At 69.1% G+C, this 18,945-nt stretch carries 16 protein-coding genes; 11 read left to right on the forward strand and 5 right to left on the reverse strand.

Going from position 1 to position 18,945, the window contains the following annotated elements:
* Nucleotides 1-65: 65 nt before the first annotated feature.
* On the reverse strand, nucleotides 66-2,033 hold the full coding sequence (acs, locus tag ACFYY2_RS27545; protein ID WP_388747859.1) for an acetate--CoA ligase: 1,968 nt from the start codon (nucleotides 2,031-2,033) through the stop codon (nucleotides 66-68).
* Nucleotides 2,034-2,220: 187 nt separating this feature from the next.
* Nucleotides 2,221-4,725, reverse strand: a complete 2,505-nt coding sequence (locus ACFYY2_RS27550) for a SulP family inorganic anion transporter (protein ID WP_388747862.1) — start codon at nucleotides 4,723-4,725, stop codon at nucleotides 2,221-2,223.
* 300 nt (nucleotides 4,726-5,025) lie between these two features.
* Between ACFYY2_RS27550 and ACFYY2_RS27555 the strand changes: the two genes are divergently transcribed.
* On the forward strand, nucleotides 5,026-6,348 hold the full coding sequence (locus ACFYY2_RS27555; RefSeq protein ID WP_388747865.1) for a hypothetical protein: 1,323 nt from the start codon (nucleotides 5,026-5,028) through the stop codon (nucleotides 6,346-6,348).
* 23 nt (nucleotides 6,349-6,371) lie between these two features.
* Here the strand turns inward: ACFYY2_RS27555 and ACFYY2_RS27560 are convergent, their stop codons facing one another.
* Nucleotides 6,372-7,367: an ATP-binding protein gene (locus ACFYY2_RS27560; RefSeq protein WP_388747868.1), complete on the reverse strand. Its 996-nt coding sequence runs from the start codon at nucleotides 7,365-7,367 to the stop codon at nucleotides 6,372-6,374.
* 102 nt (nucleotides 7,368-7,469) lie between these two features.
* On the opposite strand from ACFYY2_RS27560, the gene ACFYY2_RS27565 reads away from it, so the two are divergent.
* Nucleotides 7,470-8,294: an oxidoreductase gene (locus tag ACFYY2_RS27565; protein WP_388747870.1), complete on the forward strand. Its 825-nt coding sequence runs from the start codon at nucleotides 7,470-7,472 to the stop codon at nucleotides 8,292-8,294.
* Between the two features lie 429 nt (nucleotides 8,295-8,723).
* Here ACFYY2_RS27565 and ACFYY2_RS27570 read toward each other — a convergent pair whose 3' ends face one another.
* Nucleotides 8,724-9,563: an HAD family hydrolase gene (locus ACFYY2_RS27570; RefSeq protein WP_388747872.1), complete on the reverse strand. Its 840-nt coding sequence runs from the start codon at nucleotides 9,561-9,563 to the stop codon at nucleotides 8,724-8,726.
* A gap of 561 nt (nucleotides 9,564-10,124) precedes the next feature.
* Here ACFYY2_RS27570 and ssd point away from each other — a divergent pair.
* The 7 genes from ssd (at nucleotide 10,125) to ACFYY2_RS27605 (ending at nucleotide 15,398) form a co-directional block, all read left to right on the forward strand.
* Complete coding sequence (gene ssd / locus ACFYY2_RS27575) at nucleotides 10,125-11,195, forward strand: septum site-determining protein Ssd (RefSeq protein ID WP_388748060.1); 1,071 nt, start codon at nucleotides 10,125-10,127, stop codon at nucleotides 11,193-11,195.
* The gene (locus ACFYY2_RS27580; RefSeq protein WP_388747874.1) at nucleotides 11,192-12,340 is read left to right on the forward strand and encodes a TadA family conjugal transfer-associated ATPase; all 1,149 of its coding nucleotides are present in this window, start codon (nucleotides 11,192-11,194) and stop codon (nucleotides 12,338-12,340) included. The genes ssd and ACFYY2_RS27580 overlap by 4 nt, the downstream gene beginning before the upstream one ends.
* Before the next feature lie 23 nt (nucleotides 12,341-12,363).
* Nucleotides 12,364-13,209 carry a type II secretion system F family protein gene (locus ACFYY2_RS27585; protein WP_388747876.1) on the forward strand — a complete coding sequence of 282 codons (846 nt, stop codon included), beginning with the start codon at nucleotides 12,364-12,366 and terminating at the stop codon, nucleotides 13,207-13,209.
* Nucleotides 13,206-14,018 (forward strand): type II secretion system F family protein, encoded by an 813-nt coding sequence (locus ACFYY2_RS27590; RefSeq protein ID WP_388747878.1) that lies wholly within the window; start codon nucleotides 13,206-13,208, stop codon nucleotides 14,016-14,018. Before ACFYY2_RS27585 ends, ACFYY2_RS27590 begins: the two co-directional genes overlap by 4 nt.
* A 96-nt stretch (nucleotides 14,019-14,114) precedes the next feature.
* Nucleotides 14,115-14,351 carry a DUF4244 domain-containing protein gene (locus ACFYY2_RS27595; protein WP_388747880.1) on the forward strand — a complete coding sequence of 79 codons (237 nt, stop codon included), beginning with the start codon at nucleotides 14,115-14,117 and terminating at the stop codon, nucleotides 14,349-14,351.
* Nucleotides 14,338-14,775, forward strand: a complete 438-nt coding sequence (locus ACFYY2_RS27600; protein WP_388747882.1) for a TadE family type IV pilus minor pilin — start codon at nucleotides 14,338-14,340, stop codon at nucleotides 14,773-14,775. The genes ACFYY2_RS27595 and ACFYY2_RS27600 overlap by 14 nt, the downstream gene beginning before the upstream one ends.
* Nucleotides 14,772-15,398 (forward strand): Rv3654c family TadE-like protein, encoded by a 627-nt coding sequence (locus tag ACFYY2_RS27605; protein ID WP_388747884.1) that lies wholly within the window; start codon nucleotides 14,772-14,774, stop codon nucleotides 15,396-15,398. Before ACFYY2_RS27600 ends, ACFYY2_RS27605 begins: the two co-directional genes overlap by 4 nt.
* Here ACFYY2_RS27605 and ACFYY2_RS27610 read toward each other — a convergent pair.
* Entirely contained in the window at nucleotides 15,313-17,829 is a 2,517-nt protein-coding gene (locus ACFYY2_RS27610) for a DEAD/DEAH box helicase (RefSeq protein WP_388747886.1), read from the reverse strand. The two genes, ACFYY2_RS27605 and ACFYY2_RS27610, sit on opposite strands and share 86 nt — an antisense overlap.
* A 79-nt stretch (nucleotides 17,830-17,908) precedes the next feature.
* Here ACFYY2_RS27610 and ACFYY2_RS27615 point away from each other — a divergent pair, with 79 nt between their 5' ends.
* Both ACFYY2_RS27615 and ACFYY2_RS27620 read left to right on the forward strand, forming a co-directional pair.
* Entirely contained in the window at nucleotides 17,909-18,262 is a 354-nt protein-coding gene (locus ACFYY2_RS27615) for an STAS domain-containing protein (protein WP_003967428.1), read from the forward strand.
* 205 nt (nucleotides 18,263-18,467) lie between these two features.
* Nucleotides 18,468-18,917 (forward strand): ATP-binding protein, encoded by a 450-nt coding sequence (locus ACFYY2_RS27620; RefSeq protein ID WP_388747888.1) that lies wholly within the window; start codon nucleotides 18,468-18,470, stop codon nucleotides 18,915-18,917.
* The last annotated feature ends 28 nt before the right edge of the window (nucleotides 18,918-18,945 follow it).

The following is an 18,945-nucleotide window of genomic DNA, read 5'->3' on the forward strand; positions in this document are numbered from 1 at the left end:
TGCGGTACGCCTGTACCGTTCCGCTCTTCCGCTCCTCCGCTGTTCTGTTCTGCGTCGGTCCCCGTTCAGTCCTCGGAGGACGCCGTGGGGAGCTGTGTCTGGATGAGCTCCATGACCGAGGAGTCGGTCAGCGTCGTGACGTCACCCAGTTCGCGGTTCTCGGCGACATCGCGCAGAAGCCGGCGCATGATCTTGCCGGACCGTGTCTTCGGCAGTTCGGCGACCGGCAGGACCCGCTTGGGCTTCGCGATCGGTCCGAGTGTGGCGCCGACGTGGTTGCGCAGTTCGGCGACCAGTTCCTCGGAGGCGGTGGCGGTGCCGCGCAGGATGACGAAGGCGACGATGGCCTGGCCGGTCGTTTCGTCGCTGGCGCCGACGACCGCCGCCTCGGCGACCGAGGGGTGCGAGACGAGGGCCGACTCGACCTCGGTGGTGGAGATGTTGTGTCCGGACACGAGCATGACGTCGTCGACCCGGCCGAGCAGCCAGATGTCTCCGTCGTCGTCCTTCTTGGCCCCGTCGCCCGCGAAGTACTTGCCTTCGAAGCGCGACCAGTAGGTGTCGATGAAGCGCTGGTCGTCGCCCCAGATGGTGCGGAGCATCGACGGCCACGGCTCGGTGAGGACGAGATAGCCGCCCCCGCCGTTCGGTACCTCGTTCGCCTCGTCGTCGACCACGGTGGCGGAGATACCGGGCAGGGCACGCTGCGCGGAGCCGGGCTTGGTCGCGGTCACGCCGGGGAGCGGCGAGATCATCATCGCGCCGGTCTCGGTCTGCCACCAGGTGTCCACGACGGGGCAGGTGTCGGCGCCGATGTGCTTGCGGTACCAGACCCACGCCTCGGGATTGATCGGCTCACCGACGGAACCCAGGACGCGAAGGGACGACAGATCGAACTTGGCGGGGATGTCGTCCCCCCACTTCATGAACGTACGGATCGCGGTCGGCGCGGTGTAGAGGATCGTCACGCCGTACTTCTGGACGATTTCCCAGAAGCGTCCCTGGTGGGGGGTGTCGGGCGTGCCTTCGTACATGACCTGGGTCGCACCGTTGGCGAGCGGCCCGTAGACGATGTACGAGTGTCCGGTCACCCAGCCGATGTCGGCGGTGCACCAGTACACGTCCGACTCCGGCTTCAGGTCGAAGACCGCGTTGTGCGTGTAGGCCGCCTGGGTCAGATAGCCGCCGGAGGTGTGCAGGATGCCCTTCGGCTTACCCGTGGTCCCCGAGGTGTACAGGATGAAGAGCGGATGCTCCGCGTCGAAGGCCTCGGGTGTGTGCTCGGCCGACTGCCGGCCGGTGATCTCGTGCCACCAGACGTCCCGGCCCTCGGTCCAGGCGGTGTCCTGCCCGGTGCGCCGGATCACGAGGACGTGCTCGACGCTGTCGATACGGGAGACTGCGGCGTCCACCGCGGGCTTGAGCGCGGAGGGCTTGCCGCGGCGGTAGCCGCCGTCGGCGGTGATGACGACCTTGGCGTCCGCGTCCTGGATGCGGGCGGCGATGGCGTCGGCGGAGAAACCGCCGAACACCACGGAGTGCGCGGCGCCGATGCGGGCGCAGGCCAGCATCGCGACGGCGGCCTCGGGGATCATCGGCAGATAGACGGCGACCCGGTCGCCCTTGCCCACACCGAGCTCGGTGAGCGCGTTGGCGGCGCGGGAGACCTCGTCCTTCAGCTCCGCGTACGTGATCGCGCGGCTGTCGCCGGGCTCGCCCTCGAAGTGGATGGCGACCCGGTCGCCGTTGCCCGCCTCGACGTGACGGTCCACGCAGTTGTAGGCGACATTGAGCTTGCCGTCCGCGAACCACTTCGCGAAGGGCGGATTGCTCCAGTCCAGTGTCTCGGTCGGCTCCGTGGCCCAGGTCAGGCGACGGGCCTGCTCGGCCCAGAAGCCCAGCCGGTCCGCATTGGCCTGCTCATACGCCTGTGCTGTCACGTTGGCGTTCGCGGCCAGATCGGCAGGCGGTGCGAACCGCCGCTCCTCCTTGAGCAGATTGGCCAGGCTTTCGTTGCTCACGACATCTCCCATTCCCAGGGTGTCCGTTGTGTCCCGGGGGACAGCTCATCAGGCTGCGGGCCAGGTGACAAGTGTCTGCCGAGAATTGGTTTAGACCTGTGCTTCGTGTATGGAGCCACAGGTCCCGCCTCCGCGTGCCTCAAGATGTGCGCCGCGGAAGCGGGACTACCAGGTCTCACGGACCGGATGTGCGAGCGGTTCAGGTACGGACCGCGGAGTCGGGTGCAAGGTCCAGGACGTCCGTACCGTCTTCCACCGCGCCCTCCGCCTCGGGATCGACCTTGGCGAAGACCTCGGCGGGTCCCGTCCCGGAGCTGACGCCCTCCGTCAGCAGGTAAGCCTGCGCCTCCCCGACATGGAAGTACATGCCGTGCAGCTGCAGGGATCCCGTCGCCAGTCTGCGGGCCACCGACTCGTGTGCCCGCAGATGGTCCAACTGCTGGACCACGTTGGTGAGGCAGAGCTGCTCCACCGCGTCGGCTGGCATCCTCCCCGCGATGCGAGCCCAGGAGTGGTGACGCGAACGCATTCTGTCCAGGCTCGGCATCCCGTGGCGCAACCAACGCCACAACGGTGTACGGGGCGATTCCGGGGCCGCCTCCAACAGGGCCTTCATCGCACCGCATCCCGAGTGGCCGCAGACGGTGATCGATTCCACCCCCAGCACGTCCACGGCGTACTCGATCGCGGCTGCCACCGAGTCGTCGTGGGCGGCGGCTTCGGGGGTGCCCGGCGGGGGCACGAGGTTTCCGACGTTCCGCACGGTGAAGAGGTCTCCGGGTCCGCTGGCAGTGATCATGCTGGTGACCAGGCGGGAGTCGGCGCAGGTGATGAAGAGCTGGGAGGGCCGCTGCCCCTCCGCCGCCAGTCGGGCCAGTTCCTCACGGACCAGGGGTGCGGTGTTGCGCTGGAAGGAGCTGAGGCCGCTGAGCAGCCTATGCGCGCCCCGTCGCTCGGCCGCGGGTGCCGGCGAGGTTGCCGGAGGGTCCTCCCGGACGACGGGCGACACCGTGACGGCGGGCGTGGGAAGGGTTTCCTGCGCACGGTCGTGACAGTGATGGTTGCGCCATGGTGTCCATGGCCGGCAGCAGGAGTGGGCCGCCGACGCGGGCTCGGCGATCCGGCCCCCGGAGCGTCCGGTGAATTCGATCCGCCCGCCCATCGCGGTCTGAGCCGTGTACCAGTCCTGGATGGTCTCGTAGGCCGCATGGTCCATGAAGAAGCCGTCCAGCTCGACCACGGCGTCGACGCCGTGCGGGAGTCGGCCCAGGGCCCGGCTCAGTCGTGGCACCGCGAGGAAGGTCAACTGTCCGCGGGCTGCCACGAGATAGCGGCCCTCCTGCTCCGACACCGTGATGCGTGTCCGGGCCAGCCGGTGGAGAGCGACCGCCACCGCCACGACGATGCCGATCGCCACCCCCTTGAGCACTCCGGCGAGGAGCACACCGGTAATGGTGGCTCCGTACACCAGGAACTCACGGTGCTTGTGCACCTTGCGGATATGGGCGAAGTTGACCATCTGGATGCCGACCACCATGACGAGCGCGGCGAGCGCGGCCAGAGGAATCCATTCGAGCGCCGAGACCAGCAGAGCGGCGGACAGCAGCACCCATACGCCGTGCAGCACGGTGGAAGCGCGGCTCTCCGCGCCTGCGCGCACGTTGGCGGAGCTGCGCACCGCGCCGCCGGAGATCGCCAGGCCTCCGACAAGTCCTGACAGCGTGTTGGCGATGCCCTGGGCCCGCAGCTCCCGGTCGAGATCCGAGCGCTCGACGGGCGGAAGCGGCGGTGTCGCCCCGTCCTTCGGCGCCGACATCGCACGGTCCGCCGACATCTTGTCCACGGAGACGGCGGCCAGCAGGGACTCCAGGCTCGCGACGAGCATGACGGTGAACACCGCGGTGGAAAGCGCGGCCACCGGGCCCTGCGGCACCTCGGGCAGGGCGTGCGAGCGCCACGACGGAAGGTCGACGCGGGCGATTTCCGGTGCCGCCGCAGCGGCTACGGCGGTTGCCACGGCCACGGCGGCGAGCGCGGCCGGAATCCTTCCCATCGTCGATCCGACGCGACCTGGGAGGCGTGGCCACACGACCAGGAGCAGGATCGTCAACGCTCCGATGAGAGGAGCGGCCGGCTCGGACTGCGCGAGGCGGGCCGGGAGCGCAAGCGCGTTGTCCAGCGCGGAGCTCTGGGGTCCACCGCCGAGCACGATGTGCACCTGGGCGAGGGCGATCGCCACCCCGATGCCCGCGAGCGTGCCGTGCACGATGGCGGGGCTGACGGCCAGAGCGCTGCGGGCGGCTCTCAGCGAGCCGAGCAGAATCTGCAGGAGGCCTGCGCCGACGGTGATCGCACAGGTGGTGCGCCACCCGTAGATCTGGATCAACTCGGCCGTGACGACGGTCAGTCCCGCCGACGGGCCACTGACCTGGAGGGGGGTTCCTCCGAGAGACCCGGCCACGATGCCGCCGATGGCCGCCGAGACCAGTCCGGCCGCCAAGGGGGCGTCCATGGCCACGGCCAGCCCGAGCGACATGGGCACGGCGATGAGGAAGACGGTGATCGATGCGGACAGGTCGGCACCGGAGACGCGGAAGCGCCCTCGGCCGGGTGGCGGACTGTGGGGCCTCTTGAAGCCCGATGCCCGGGAAAGGCGCGAGCTGCGGGATGAGTGGTCATTGCGGGTAGGGACGCAGGCAGACATGTTCCCGTCTCCTCCGGGGCAGCGCGGTCGCGGAATGTAAGTGACGGCGGCCGTGGATCACGGCGTGCGGCGGTGGGGTGAAGCGGCGGGATTTCTCAACTCTCAGTAAACGAATCGTAATGGAGAGTAAAGAGTGGTGTCCATGTTTTCGAGCAAATAGCCCATTTGGTCACTCGTTCAAGTGAATAAGCAGCTTTTCATTCGGCTTGTCGTACTTGTTTCCCCAGCTCTGCGTGTGAGGTTGGCCGCGCCGTGTCGGCGCTACGACGCGCGACCTCCTGCAAGGAAGAGGGTGGACGGATGATGGCCGCCACGAAGCGGATCGCCCTGGGTGCCGTGGTCACGGCGCTGATCGCCGGTCTGGCCGGCTGTTCGGGCTTCGGTACGGGAGCCGCTGGTCCCGGTGCCGGAAAGAAGCCGGCGGAGGGCAACTCGCCGGCTGCGGCGCCGAAGGCGGCGGTCACCCTCATCGGGGACGGTTCCACCGCTTTCACGGGAGCTCAGCCGAAGCTCCCCGCGATGAAGCGGCTGAAGGCTGGTCAGAAACCCCCGCAGTTCGTGGTGTTCTCCTGGGACGGCGCGGGCGAGGACAGTCAGAAGCTGTTCTCGCACTTCCGGGCCGTCTCCAGGAAGTACGACGCCAAGATGACGTACTTCCTCAGCGGCGTGTATCTCCTGCCGGAGGAGAAGAAGACGATCTACGACCCGCCTCAGCACTCGGCGGGCCGCTCCGACATCGGGTTCAATGATCCCGAGGGCATCCGCGACACCCTCAGGGAGCTCCGGGCCGCGTGGCTCGACGGCAATGAGATCGGCACGCACTTCAACGGGCACTTCTGTGGTCCGGACGGAGGTGTCGGCACCTGGTCCGTGGACGAGTGGAAGAGCGAGATCAGTCAGGCCAAGTCGTTCGTGAAGAGCTGGAAGACCAACGTCCCGGCCCTCAAGAACGAAGCACCCCTGCCGTTCGACTACGAGAAGGAGCTCGTCGGCGCCCGCACTCCGTGTCTGGAGGGGCAGAAGAACATGGTCGCGGCAGCGCGGACAATGGGCTTCCGTTACGACTCCAGCGGTATCGGAAACCAGGTCTGGCCTTCGAAGAAGGAAGGGCTCTGGGACCTCCCGCTGCAGCTCGTCCCCGTGCCGGGCAGAGCGTTCGAGACACTCTCGATGGACTACAACTTCATGTTCAACCAGTCCGGCACGACGCAGGGGGACCCCGCCAAGCACGCGTACTGGGGCAACCAGATGCGCGACGGTCTGCTTCAGGCGTTCGATCGCGCCTACAACGGAAACCGTGCCCCGCTGATCATCGGCAACCACTTCGAATCCTGGAACGGTGGCACGTACATGCGTGCGATCGAGGAGACGATCAAGACCGTGTGCACCCAGCGGGACGTGCAATGCGTCTCCTTCCGTCAACTCGCCGACTGGCTGGATGCGCAGGACTCCGCCACGCTCGCCAAGCTCGGGACGCTGAAGGTGGGCCAGGCGCCCAAGCCCGGCTGGTCGGCCTTCCTCGCAGACACCGCTCAGGTGGACACCTCGGAGAGCCCCGTGCCTGCCGGGCCGGATGGCCGGCCGGCCGGCACGGGTGCCGAGGGAGACACTGCACAGGACTGAACCATGCGGTTCTGTCCGTGGGTTCAGGCCGGCTGGGCAGCGCCCGCCACGGAGTGGTGCTCATGCAGGACGAAGGCGGGGTCGACCTGGGCAGCCAGGTCGGCGCCCGTCTTCTCGTTGCCCCAGCTCTCCGCGTTCTTCAGATGGAAGTGCACCATCTGCCGGGTGTAGCGCTCCCAGTCGCGCAGCTCGTACGAATCCTCCGCGGCGTTCTGCAGGGCCTGCAGGGCCATCCGGTTGTCCGCTTCGAGCAGGTCGAACGGTGCGGGCCGGCCCTTCTCCATCGTGCGTACCCAGTCGGAGTGGCCGACACCGACCAGCAGATCCTCGCCGACCTCCGCCCGCAGGAAGTCGAGGTCGTCCTGGCCCTGCACCTTGTTGCCGACCACCTTGAGCGCGACGCCGAAATCGCGCGCGTAGTCCTTGTACTGCCGGTAGACGGAGATGCCTTTCCGAGTCGGTTCGGCGACGAGGAAGGTCATGTCGAAACGCGTGAACATCCCCGACGCGAACGAGTCCGAACCTGCCGTCATGTCGACCACGACGTATTCGTCGGGACCGTCGACCAGGTGGTTGAGGCAGAGTTCGACCGCTCCGACCTTCGAGTGGTAGCAGGCCACTCCGAGGTCGGACTCGGTGAACGGCCCGGTGACCATCAGCCGGATGTCCCCGTCGTCGAGCGCGACCGTGCGGGCGCAGGCGTCGTACACGGGGTTGTCCTCGCGGACGCGGAGCAGCCGCGACCCCTGCCCGGGCGGCGTTGTCTTGATCATGGTCGCCGAGGAGGTGATGCGCGGGTTGCTCCCGCGCAGGTAGTCCTTGATGAGGGGGAGCTGGGAACCCATGGCGGGGAGTGCGGACGCCTCGTCCTCGTTCAGGCCGAGGGCAGTCCCGAGATGCTGGTTGATGTCGGCGTCCACAGCGACGACATGGGCTTCATTGGCGGCGAGGTGGCGGATGAAGAGCGAGGACAGCGTTGTCTTGCCGCTGCCGCCCTTCCCCACGAAAGCGATCTTCATGTTCACCTAGGGTAGCTGCTTGATTGCTCTTTGTGTCCAGGCTTCGTGAAGAAGGACACTCCGCGGCGGCAACCGGGCAGGGGGCGCGTAGCCTCCCTACTTATGAGTACGACTCCCTCGGACCCGCTCGCCGCCCTGGGCGCCCTGCCGGGTGTCACCGGCGCGGTGGACTCCGTTCGCAAGGCTGTGGACCGGGTCTACGGCCATCGAGTGATGCGGCGCCGCAGTAACGAGGTCACCGCGGAAGCGGCCCTGCGCGGAGCCCGGGGTTCAGCGGCCCTGGCGGGCGCCGACTGGAATCTCGAAGAGGTGCGCAGGCGTACCGATTTCAGCGGTGAGCCGGAGGCTCGCACCGTCGGAGCCGCCCTGCGGCTCACGGCGGAGGCTGGGCAAATGCTCTCCATCTGGCGGCAGTCGCCTCTCCGGGTGCTCGCACGGCTGCATCTCGTCGCAGCGGGTGGAGCCGCCCCCGACGACAGCGTCGGCCGGCCTCGGCTGTCGGGCGAGCCGGTGGAGGAGCCCGTGATCGAGGCGCCCCTTCCCGATGCGGACGAGGTGTCCGGAAGGCTTGAAGGGCTGTCGGAGCTGATCATCACCGGGAGCGCCGCGCCCGCTCTGGTGACTGCCGCGGTCGTGCACGGTGAGCTTCTGGCGCTGCGGCCCTTCGGCTCCCACAACGGTCTGGTGGCCCGGACCGCCGAGCGGATCGTGTTGATCGGTAGCGGGCTCGATCCGAAGTCGATCTGCCCCGCCGAGGTCGGTCACGCCGAACAGGGACGGGCGTCGTACGTGGCGGCGTTCGAGGGGTATCTCTCGGGGCGGCCCGAGGGTATGGCGGCCTGGATCGCCCATTGCGGACGATCCGTGGAGCTGGGGGTCCGGGAGTCCACCGCGGTGTGCGAAGCCCTTCAGCGGGGCGCGGCTTGAGGCTGACATGGCCCGCCGTGGGTGGGCCCTCGGGCGTCAACGGGTAAGAGTTGCGGCGGTACCGGTTCCGGTACCGCCGCTGGCACGTCCGCCGGGTTACCAAGCGTCCTCGAGATGTGCCCATCAGGTCGGGTTCTTTGCCCGTCACCTGGTGCGGCTGGCCCGTATTCGACGGGTCGACGTCGCGTGGGTGCTCGGCTTTCGTGCGCGGTCCGTGGGGCCGTTCGTGCGTGAATAGGTGATCCTCTCGGATGTCCCTGGTCTCGCGGGCCGGTAATCCCTTTCTACTCCAGGACCGGGTGCAGAGGAACCCCTGGGCGGACTTCTTTACTTTTGCTTTCAAACAGGGGTGAATCACGCATATCCGGGTGCGATCGGCGAAGGCGTTCCGGTAGTGCGCTCGGCTTCGTTTCGACTGCGCTCCGTCTTTCAGGTGGCGAGAGCGGCGGCGCGACGGCGGTTGGTGTACCAGACCAGACCCGCGGTCAGGGCTGCGGCGCCGACCGCGGCTGCGGCTACCAGAGCCGGGCGCGGCGGCATCGAGAAGGCGGGCAGGCGCTGTTTGAGGCGGACGGGGCGGTCGAAGACGAGAACCGGCCATTCCCTGAGGGCTGCCTCACGCCGCAGGGCCCGGTCCGGGTTGACGGCGTACGGGTGGCCGACCGCCTCGAGCATCGGTACATCCGTGACCGAATCGCTGTAGGCGTAGCAACGCGAGAGGTCGTAGCCCTCCGATTCGGCGAGAGCTCTGACGGCCTCCGCCTTCGTCGGCCCGTACGCGTAGTACTCGATTTCGCCGGTGAAGCAGCCGTCGTCGCCGACGACCATCCGGGTCGCTACGACACGGTCCGCCCCGAGCAGCTCCCCGATGGGCTCGACGACTTCGGCTCCCGAGCTTGAGACGATGACCACGTCGCGTCCGGCGGTGTGATGCTCCTCGATGAGGGTCGCCGCTTCGTCGTAGATGATCGGGTCGATCAGGTCGTGCAGGGTCTCGGCCACCAGATCCTTGACCTGCTGGACGTTCCATCCCTTGCAGAGCGCCGAGAGGTACTCGCGCATCCGCTCCATCTGGTCGTGGTCGGCGCCTCCGGCGAGGAACACGAACTGGATGTACGCGGTGCGCAGTACGGCGCGGCGGTTGATCAGCCCACCCTGGTAGAAGGACTTGCTGAAGGTCAGCGTCGATGACTTCGCAATGACCGTCTTGTCCAGGTCGAAGAAGGCTGCGGTGCGCGGCGAGAAGCAGTTTTCCACAAAGGTGAGCATAGGGGCCCGCCATTCGGTGTAAGCGGCGGCGGGTGGGTTTGCCTGAGAAGGCGCTCGGGTACACCATGGAAGTCACGGATCGTTCGCGACCGTGCTAACCCGGTCCGGCTCCTCCCCCCCCCGAGTCGGCCGTGGGGACGACCCCCGCTCTCCCCCCCGGCGGGGGTCGTCGCATGTCCGGACGCGTTTCCGGCCTCTCGATCCGGACTCCTTCCCCGTTGCCGCGTGTCTTGCGGCCGCTCATGGCAGGGGCTACATCGATGATGCGCGACTACGCAACGTAGTGGAAGAGCTGCGCTCCGAAAGTCCCCTGTACGAGCTACCGAGTTATTCACAATGCTGCGGGTGTCCACAGTTTCTGAGCAAGATCCACATCTTTTTCCGATGCGCTGCATGTTGTTTCCACCCGTGAAGACCGCGGGTGGAAGGAATCGCGCATCTCGGAAGCTACCGAGCCGCCGCGATTCCGCGCTGTAGGGACCGGAGAAGGGGGCGGAGATCGTGGCTGGATCTATCGCGGACGTGGCGTTGTCGAGCGTCGAAGGGGCGGCGGGTGGACCCATGATCGTGACGGGGGACGTCGATCTCCTGGACGACCTGCTCCGGCTGTGTGCTGCTGCCGGAGCGGTGCCCGAGGTGCATCACGGCCCACCGGGCGAGAAGGGCGAGTGGGAGCGCGCCCCGATGGTCCTGGTCGGAGATGACGCGGTGGCGCGATGCAGGGGCATGACCCGCAGGCGGGACGTCATGCTCGTCGGACGGGATCAGGACGACCCCGAGGTGTGGCGGCGAGCCGTGGAGATCGGGGCCGAGTACGTACTGCGGCTTCCGGATTCCGAGGGCTGGCTGGTCGACCAGATCGCCAATGCGGTGGAGGGCGTGGGGCGGGCGGCACTGACCGTAGGCGTGATGGGGGGCCGGGGCGGTTCCGGCGCGTCGACTCTGGCCTGCGCGCTGGCCGTCACGGCGGCCAGGTCCGGCCGCCGGACCATGTTGATCGACGGAGATCCGCTGGGCGGTGGTATCGATGTGCTGCTGGGGGGAGAGGAATCCAAGGGCTTGCGGTGGCCGGATTTCGCGCGTTCGAAAGGGCGCGTCGGTGGTGGCGCGCTGGAGGATTCACTGCCCGCGCTGCACGGCCTGCGTGTGCTCAGCTGGGACCGGGACAGCGAGGTGGCCATTCCACCGCAGGCCATGCGATCGGTCCTGGCCGCCGCACGCCGGCTCGGCGGAACGGTGGTGGTGGACCTTCCGCGGCGGGTGGATGAAAGTGTGGCGGAAGCCGTCGCGCAACTGGATGTCGGCCTCCTGGTGGTTCCCGGGGAGCTGAGAGCGGTGGCAGCGGCCCAGCGCGTGGCATCGGCGGTCGGAATGGTCCTGGAGGACCTGCGAGTCGTCGCCCGCGGTCCGTACGGTGCCGGGCTGGACGAACGCTGGGTGGCGCAGGCGCTGGGACTGCCGCTCGTGGGCGACATGCCGGTGGAGGCAGCGCTGCTCGCGGCCCAGGACAGCGGCATGCCCCCAGGCGGCGACGCCCGTGGAGCTCTGGCCCGCTTCTGTGCGGCCTTCTGGGAGGCGGCGGGCGCCTCTGAGGGCATCCCGGCAGGGCACTACCAGGGCGGCACAACATGACGGAGGCGCTTCTCGACGCGGTTCGTCAGCGGTTGGCGCGCAGCGGGGCGGAGCCCACTCCGGCCGGGGTCGCTGCCGCACTTCGGGAACAAGGCCGGCTCCTCGGGGACACTGAAGTACTCGGGGCAGCTGAGGAGTTGCGCGGTGAGCTCGTCGGTACGGGGGTCCTTGAGCGGCTCCTGGCAGACCCGTCGGTGACCGATGTGCTGGTGTCCGCGCCGGACAGGGTGTGGGTGGACCGCGGCGTCGGGCTCGAACTGACCCGCGTGACCTTTCGTGATGCGGCTGCGGTTCGGAGGCTGGCTCAGCGGCTTGCCGCGGTGGCCGGACGCCGCCTGGACGACGCCCGACCGTGGGTGGACGCGCGGTTGCCGGACGGGACGCGGATGCACGCGGTCCTGCCACCGGTTTCGGTCGGTTCCACGTGTCTGTCTCTGCGAGTGGTGCGGCCCAAGGCCTTCACCTTGGCGGAACTGGTCAGGGCGGGAACCGTCCCGCCCGGTGGTGACCGGCTGCTGAAGGCACTGGTGGAGGCCCGGGCGTCCTATCTGATCAGCGGTGGGACCGGCGCCGGGAAGACGACGTTGTTGTCGAGCCTGTTGGGGGCGGTCGGCGAGCACGAACGCATCGTGCTCGCCGAGGACTCCGCCGAATTGCGTCCCGACCACCCGCATGTGGTGCGTCTCGAGTCACGCCCCGCCAATCAGGAGGGAGCGGGCCAGGTGACGCTCAGGGATCTGGTGCGGCAGGCCTTGCGTATGCGCCCTGACCGGCTCGTGGTGGGCGAGGTGCGCGGCGCCGAGGTCACGGAGTTGCTGGCGGCCCTGAACACCGGGCACGAAGGCGGATGCGGCACGGTGCACGCGAACGCGGCTGAGCACGTTCCGGCGCGTCTGGAGGCCCTCGGGACGGCCGCTGGCCTTGACCGGGCCGCCCTGCACAGCCAACTGGCGGCGGCGCTCTCCGTCGTGCTCCATCTCGTCAGGGACGGCAGGGGGAGGCGTCGGCTGGCCGAGGTCCATGTACTCGAAAGGGACCGGGCCGGCCTTGTGATCACCGTGCCCGCACTGAGTTGGGGCCCGGACGGATTCATCCGGGAGCGCGGATGGACGCGTCTCGGTGCGCTGACCGGGGAGCAGTCGTGATCGCCGCGGGGGATGACCCGCTCATGAGCGGACTCGCGTGGGTGATGGCCGTGTGCGCGGGGGTGGCGGGCGGCTTGGCCGTGATCCGCGACCCGGGCGTACAGCGGGCGAGGGCGTTGTTCTCCAGGAAGCGGGTTGCCTGGCAGGACGCGAAGACGGCGTGTGCCGTGGTGCGCAGGTTCACCGAGCCGCGGCGCGAGTGGCTGTGCGCCCCTGTGGCGGCCGTCCTCGCTGTCGCGGGTGATTCGGTGCTGCCCCTGGTCGCAGGGGCCGTGGCGATTCCTCTGGTGCGGCGCTGGATGCGCCGCAGAGCCCGGCGGCGCGAACGCGAGCGAGCCGCCGACGCGGTGACGGCTCTCTGCGGAGCGGTGGTGGGCGAGCTACGGGCAGGGCGGGAACCCGGGCAGGCTCTGCTGGCTGCCGGGCGGAACGCCGGTGCGCTGGGCGTTGCCGAGTCCGCGGTACTGGCGGCTGCGCGGTTCGGGGGTGATGTGCCGGGGGCGCTGCGAAGGGCGTCGGCCGGTCCCGGTCTCGACGGGCTTGCGGGTGTCGCAGCCTGCTGGCGAGTAGCGGTGGACGGGGGAGCCGGCCTCGCCGCAGGCCTGGCACGCCTGGAGAGCGCGCTGCGGGCCGACCGGCGCCGACGCGAGCAACTGCGGGCTCAGTTGGCGGGCGCATGGTCGACGGTGATGGTCCTGGCTCTGCTTCCGGTGGTCGGTCTCGGACTGGGCGCGGCGCTCGGCGCGGATCCGCTGCACATCCTCTTGCACACGCCCGGGGGCTTGCTCTGCTTGGTGTCGGGTGGCCTGCTCGAAACCGCTGGGCTGTTCTGGGCGTCGCGGATCGTGACCGCGGGAGAAACGACGTGAACGGGTTTCCCGCTGCCGGCGGGGCGCTCGGAGCGGCGGGCGAAGCAGGAGCAGTGCTCGGGGCGGCTGCCTATCTGGCCCTTACGTTGGTTGAGGACCGGCACGCCCGGGTGATACGCGGGCGAGGGGCGATCCTGACCGCGTCCGCATCGCCGCGGAAGGTGCGAGGTCGGCTGAATCTGCGGAGCGCAGGATGGGATCCGGCCCGACGCTGGGTCGCACCGCTTGCGGCCTGGGCGACCGGGTGGGCTCTGGCCGGTGGCGCGACGGGCTGCGTGATCGGCGTGGTGGCGGCGTACGGCCTCTGGCGATGGCAGCGTCCATCGAGGCGCCGCGACGCCAGGGATGAGCGCGTCGAATCGGCTCGGATCGCTCGACAGCTGCCCCTTGCTGCAGACCTTCTGGCGTCCTGCATCTCCGCTGGAGCCGGGCCCCGACACGCGGCGGAAGCGGTGGGGGAATCCATGGGGGGTCCTTTCGGCGACCGGTTGGTCCGAACGGCGGCCGAGATCAGGCTCGGTGGCGACCCGGTCGAGGCGTGGGGTCGGTTGGGCGAGATACCGGGCGCCGCACCCTTGGCGCGTTGTCTGGAGCGGGCCGGCGCGACAGGGGCACCCGCTGCGGAGCCAGTAGCCCGACTTGCCGACGAGATGCGCGCGGAGCGGGCAAGTGCGGCCGTGGCACGTGCCCAGCGGGCGGGTGTTCTGATCACCGCTCCCGTTGGCCTCTGTTTCCTGCCCGCCTTTCTGGCGGTCGGCGTTGCGCCCGTGATCATCGGGCTCGCTACGGGCCTGCTGCACCGCAACTGAGCCAACGCGTTGAGCTGTTCAGGGCCAAGAAGAGCGAAGAACGAAGAACGAAGCGCAACAACGTCAGCGAAAAGCAACATCACCATGGGGGACGAGATGAGTAGGAACACCTTCGCGTGGGCGCTGAGTGCGGGCCGTCGCGCATGGGAGATCACGGTAGGCAGGCGTGCCCGGTCCGATGAGTCCGACCGAGGGATGACGACGTCCGAGTACGCGGTGGGGACCATCGCGGCCTGCGCGTTCGCGGCCGTGCTCTACAAGGTGGTGACCAGCGGAGCAGTGCTGTCGGCGCTGCAGTCACTGATCAAGGACGCGCTCGATGCGAAGTTCTGACGCATGGAAGGTCTCCAGGACGTTCAGGTCGGCGGCGAGAGCGAAGCAACGGCTCGGTGACCGGGGGGCGGTGACAGCGGAGGCCGCGATGGTGCTACCCGTGTTGGTGGCGTTCGTCATGGCGCTTGTCTGGGCGCTGGTTGCCGCGTCGGACCAGATCCGGTGTGTGGATGCCGCTCGGGCGGGTGCAAGGGCTGCGGCGAGATCCGAACCGGAGGCGGCTGTCCGGTCGGTGGCGAAGGAGTCGGCACCGGACAGGGCTCGGGTGGATGTGCGGCGGACCGGGGAGCTGTGGCGCGTCCGGGTGGAGGCGCCAACACCGGGTCCTGGGCAGCTGGCCCTGACGCTGAGTGCGGAGGCGGTCGCGCTGGCCGAGGACACGGTAGGGGTGGAGCGAAGTGGCGCGGGAGGGACGGAGATGTGAGGCCGACGACGGTCCATGGGACAGGTGCCGGGAGGAAATGCGGCGGCTTCAGAGCCGGCGATGAGGGGCTGGCGACCGTCTGGGTGGCCATGACGACGACGAGCCTCTGTGTGGTGTTCGCGGTGCTACTGGCTCTCGGTCAGGCCGTGTCCGCCCGGCACAGAGCCGGCGGCGCGGCGGATCTGGCCGCGTTGGCGGCGGCCGACCGTGCGCTGCACGGTCCGGATGAGGCGTGCGATGCGGCGCGTGAGGTCGCCGTGGCTCAGGAAGCGGAGCTGGTGCGATGCTCGGTGCTGGGCGAGATCGCCGACGTGACCGCCCGCGCGGGTTTCGGCCCGTACAGGCCGGAAGCCAGGTCGCGAGCAGGGCCTCCCGAGGCTGCGGCACCTACGGAACGCTCGTCGGCATCGGTGTCAGCCGACATTCCGGTCCGGGCCGGTTCCGGTTCACCCCACCGCAATCCTCGCTCCGGGTCTTCTGCTCCCGTCAGCCGACGTACGCGTCTTCCGCCCGGTCGGCCCGCCATGGATTCCCCAATCAGGCCGCGGGGTCCGCCCCCGGTGTCGCTTGCGGGTCCGCTGCTCCGGGGTCTGCCGCTTCGGGGTCCGGCGGTGCGGTCCTGAGCAGTTCTTTCAGGAGACGTACGGCCCCGCGCTTGTGCAGCGGCTCGTTACCGTTGCCGCATTTGGGCGACTGAATGCAGGAGGGGCAACCCGCCTCGCACTCGCAGGACGCGATGGCCTGCAACGTCGCCGTCAGCCAGGTGCGGGCCGTGTGGAACGCGCGCTCGGCGAAGCCCGCACCACCCGGATGGCCGTCGTAGACGAAAACCGTGGGGAGGAGAGTGTCCGGGTGCAGGGGGACGGAGACGCCGCCGATGTCCCAGCGGTCGCAGGTGGCGAAGAGCGGCAACATCCCGATGGAGGCGTGCTCAGCCGCGTGCAGGGCGCCTCCGAGGATTTCGGGGCTGATCCGGGCGGCATCGAGCTGGTCCTCGGTGACCGTCCACCACACGGCGCGGGTGCGCAGGGTCCGGGGCGGCAGATCGAGTTTGGTCTCGCCCATGACTTCGCCGGTCATCAGCCGCCGACGCAGGAAGGAGACGACCTGGTTGGTGACCTCCACCGAGCCGAAGCACAGCCGGCCGTCACCCCACGGGACCTCGGTATCGGTCTCCAGGACGGCGATGGCGGTGGTGTCCCGCGCGTTGGTCGAGTACGGCGGGGCGGCCTCCTCCACCAGAGCGACCGCGTCCTCCAGGTCGAGCTTCCGGACCAGGTACGTCCGGCCCTGATGGAGGTGGACGGCTCCCTCGTGAACGGCTGTGTGCGCGGCTGACTCGTCCACCGTTCCCAGAAGTCGCCCGGTGCCTTCCTCGACGATCTGGACCGGACGGCCGCCCCCGCCGCGGATGTCGGTGAGGTCCGCGGCGCGTTCGCGGCGGGTCCAGTGCCAGCCTGTCGTCCGCCTGCGCAGGAGCTTCGCGGCCTCCAGCTGGGGCAGCAGATCGGGCACGGCGGGGCCGAAGAGCGCGATGTCGGCTTCCGTGAGCGGCAGCTCGGCGGCGGCGGCACACAGGTGCGGCGCGAGTACGTACGGGTTGTCGGGGTCGAGGACCGTCGATTCCACGGGCTGCTGGAACAGTGCCTCAGGGTGGTGGACGAGGAACGTGTCCAGCGGGTCGTCCCGGGCGACGAGGACGGCGAGGGCCCCGTGCCCGGACCTTCCGGCTCGGCCGGCCTGCTGCCAGAGGGAGGCGCGCGTACCGGGGTAGCCCGCGATCACGACCGCGTCCAGGCCCGAGACGTCGATGCCGAGTTCGAGGGCGGTCGTGGCGGCGAGTCCGAGCAGCTCGCCCGAGTGCAGAGCGCGCTCCAGAGCGCGACGCTCCTCGGGCAGGTAACCGCCCCGGTAGGCGGCGACGCGCCCGGGCAGGGAACGATCCACCTCGGCCAGACGCTCCTTGGCGATGACGGAGATGAGCTCGGCGCCACGCCGTGAGCGTACGAAGGCGACGGAGCGGACGCCCTGGATGGTCAGGTCGGTCAGGAGGTCGGCGGTCTCGGCTGTGGCGGTACGGCGCACGGGGGCGCCCTTCTCACCGTGCAGGTCGGTCAGCGGGGGTTCCCAGAGGGCGAAGACCATCTCCCCCCGGGGGGAGGCGTCGTCCGCGACCTCCTTGACGGGCAGGCCCGTCAGGCGACCCGCGGCCACCGCGGGCTGTGCCGCGGTGGCGGAGGCGAGGAGGAAGACCGGATCGGAGCCGTAGCGGGCGCAGAGCCGGCGGAGGCGGCGCAGCACCTGGGCGACGTGGGACCCGAATACGCCCCGGTAGGTGTGGCACTCGTCGATGACGACGAAGCGGAGGGCGCGCAGGAAGGAGGCCCAGCGAGGGTGTGACGGGAGTATGCCCCGATGCAGCATGTCGGGGTTCGTCAGGACGTAGTTGGCGTACTGGCGAACCCACTCGCGTTCCTCGACCGGGGTGTCCCCGTCGTAGACCGCAGGACGGACCGCCGCGCCGAGGGGAGCCGCGAGCGCCTTGACGGCGCGGCGCTGATCGGCCGCGAGAGCTTTCGTGGGGGCGAGGTACAGGGCGGTCGTGCCTCGGCCGTTGGGGGCTTCGGAGCCGTCTACGAGGGCGCTCAGCACCGGCGCGAGGTAGGCGAGCGACTTGCCGGACGCGGTCCCGGTGGCGATCACGACGGACTCGCCGTCCAGGGCATGCTCGGCCGCGGTGGCCTGATGCGTCCACGGATGGTCGATTCCGGCCCGGCCGATCGCCGAGATCACTTCCGGCCGGATGCGATCCGGCCAGATGGCATGGGTTCCGGCACGTGGGGGCAAGTGCTCCGTATGAGTGATGCGCGTTGCCCGGCTCGCCCCTGCGGCGAGCCGGTCGAGAACCACCGACGGAGCGGGGCGCGAGCCCGCGTTCTCGGGTGGTCGACTGGGGCGGTGATTCTTGGCCATCGGCATCGAGTGTGTCACTGGCATGACGGACAATGGTCCCAAGGCGTCGTGCATGGCTGCTGGTAAGTGATTGAATGCCATCGCGGCTGGCGATCCGTCCCCTGACCTCCGTCGGGGAGACCGAGGGGCGACCGCTCGATAGCAAGGTGCTGGAGGATCCGTGGACCTGTCCCTGTCGACTCGCAATGTGTCCGGCCCTGGTGGCGACCGTACGGTCGTCGAGGTCGGTGGCGAGATTGATGTGTATACCGCGCCCAAGCTGCGCGAGCAGTTGGTCGAGTTGGTGAATGACGGCAGCTACCACCTGGTTGTCGACATGGAAGGCGTCGACTTTCTCGACTCCACCGGACTCGGCGTGCTCGTGGGCGGCTTGAAGCGTGTCCGGGCCCATGAGGGCTCGCTGCGTCTGGTGTGCAACCAGGAGCGCATTCTCAAGATCTTCCGGATCACAGGCCTGACCAAGGTGTTTCCCATTCACACCACGGTCGACGAGGCTGTCGCGGCGACCGACTAGAACGGTCGGCGTCGGCCGGCCCCACCGGGTCGGTCGGCATGCGGTGACAGACCGGCAGGCGGCAGCGTTCGGGCCGCCATGAGCAGGTGGTCGACCATGTGGTCGGCTGCCGGCTTCGTCGGTTCCCGGAGAGAATGAGAGCAGGGGTACCGGGCGTCAGGCCCGGGCCCCTGAGAAGCACGCCCGTACGTTCGAGGGGGATGGCATGCCAACCGTTGAACTCCGCTTCAGCGCTCAGCCCGAACACGTCAGGACGGCCCGCCTTGTGGCGGCTGCCGTGGCACGTAGGGCCGGTGTCGACGAGGCGGTGCTCGACGAGGTCAGACTTGCCGTCGGGGAGGCGTGCAGCCGCGCTGTCGGCCTCCATCGGAGTCATGACATCACCGCCCCGGTGACGGTCATCCTGACCGAGGAGGAGAAAGCGTTCTCCATCGAGGTCGGCGACGGACTGTCCAGCTCGGGTGGTGCGGCCACGGTCCCAGGTGCCTCCAGGGGTGGGGGCCCCGATGATGCGGAGGCTGACGCCGACAGCGAGGACGAGATGGGCCTTGCCGTCATCAGCGGGCTGGTCGACGACATGGAAGTGCTCTCGGGCGAGGAGGGCGGCGTGATCCGCATGACCTGGCCGACCACTCCCGCCCCGGTTCTTCCCTGAGCCCACTGTTCTCTCAGTCGAGTTTCCC

The sequence above is a fragment of the Streptomyces sp. NPDC001822 genome (assembly GCF_042892135.1).
Classification (GTDB): Bacteria; Actinomycetota; Actinomycetes; order Streptomycetales; family Streptomycetaceae; genus Streptomyces.

What these genes read in the sequence shown, in the direction of transcription:
- ACFYY2_RS27585 (WP_388747876.1), top strand. Translation starts at nt 12,364, where the DNA reads ATGAGCGGACTCGCGTGGGTGATGGCCGTGTGCGCGGGGGTGGCGGGC.
- ACFYY2_RS27565 (WP_388747870.1), top strand. Translation starts at nt 7,470, where the DNA reads ATGAGTACGACTCCCTCGGACCCGCTCGCCGCCCTGGGCGCCCTGCCG.
- ACFYY2_RS27560 (WP_388747868.1), bottom strand. Translation starts at nt 7,367, where the DNA reads ATGAAGATCGCTTTCGTGGGGAAGGGCGGCAGCGGCAAGACAACGCTG.
- acs (WP_388747859.1), bottom strand. Translation starts at nt 2,033, where the DNA reads ATGGGAGATGTCGTGAGCAACGAAAGCCTGGCCAATCTGCTCAAGGAG.
- ssd (WP_388748060.1), top strand. Translation starts at nt 10,125, where the DNA reads ATGATCGTGACGGGGGACGTCGATCTCCTGGACGACCTGCTCCGGCTG.
- ACFYY2_RS27620 (WP_388747888.1), top strand. Translation starts at nt 18,468, where the DNA reads ATGCCAACCGTTGAACTCCGCTTCAGCGCTCAGCCCGAACACGTCAGG.
- ACFYY2_RS27610 (WP_388747886.1), bottom strand. Translation starts at nt 17,829, where the DNA reads ATGGCATTCAATCACTTACCAGCAGCCATGCACGACGCCTTGGGACCA.
- ACFYY2_RS27600 (WP_388747882.1), top strand. Translation starts at nt 14,338, where the DNA reads ATGCGAAGTTCTGACGCATGGAAGGTCTCCAGGACGTTCAGGTCGGCG.
- ACFYY2_RS27570 (WP_388747872.1), bottom strand. Translation starts at nt 9,563, where the DNA reads ATGCTCACCTTTGTGGAAAACTGCTTCTCGCCGCGCACCGCAGCCTTC.
- ACFYY2_RS27550 (WP_388747862.1), bottom strand. Translation starts at nt 4,725, where the DNA reads ATGTCTGCCTGCGTCCCTACCCGCAATGACCACTCATCCCGCAGCTCG.
- ACFYY2_RS27595 (WP_388747880.1), top strand. Translation starts at nt 14,115, where the DNA reads ATGAGTAGGAACACCTTCGCGTGGGCGCTGAGTGCGGGCCGTCGCGCA.
- ACFYY2_RS27580 (WP_388747874.1), top strand. Translation starts at nt 11,192, where the DNA reads ATGACGGAGGCGCTTCTCGACGCGGTTCGTCAGCGGTTGGCGCGCAGC.
- ACFYY2_RS27555 (WP_388747865.1), top strand. Translation starts at nt 5,026, where the DNA reads ATGATGGCCGCCACGAAGCGGATCGCCCTGGGTGCCGTGGTCACGGCG.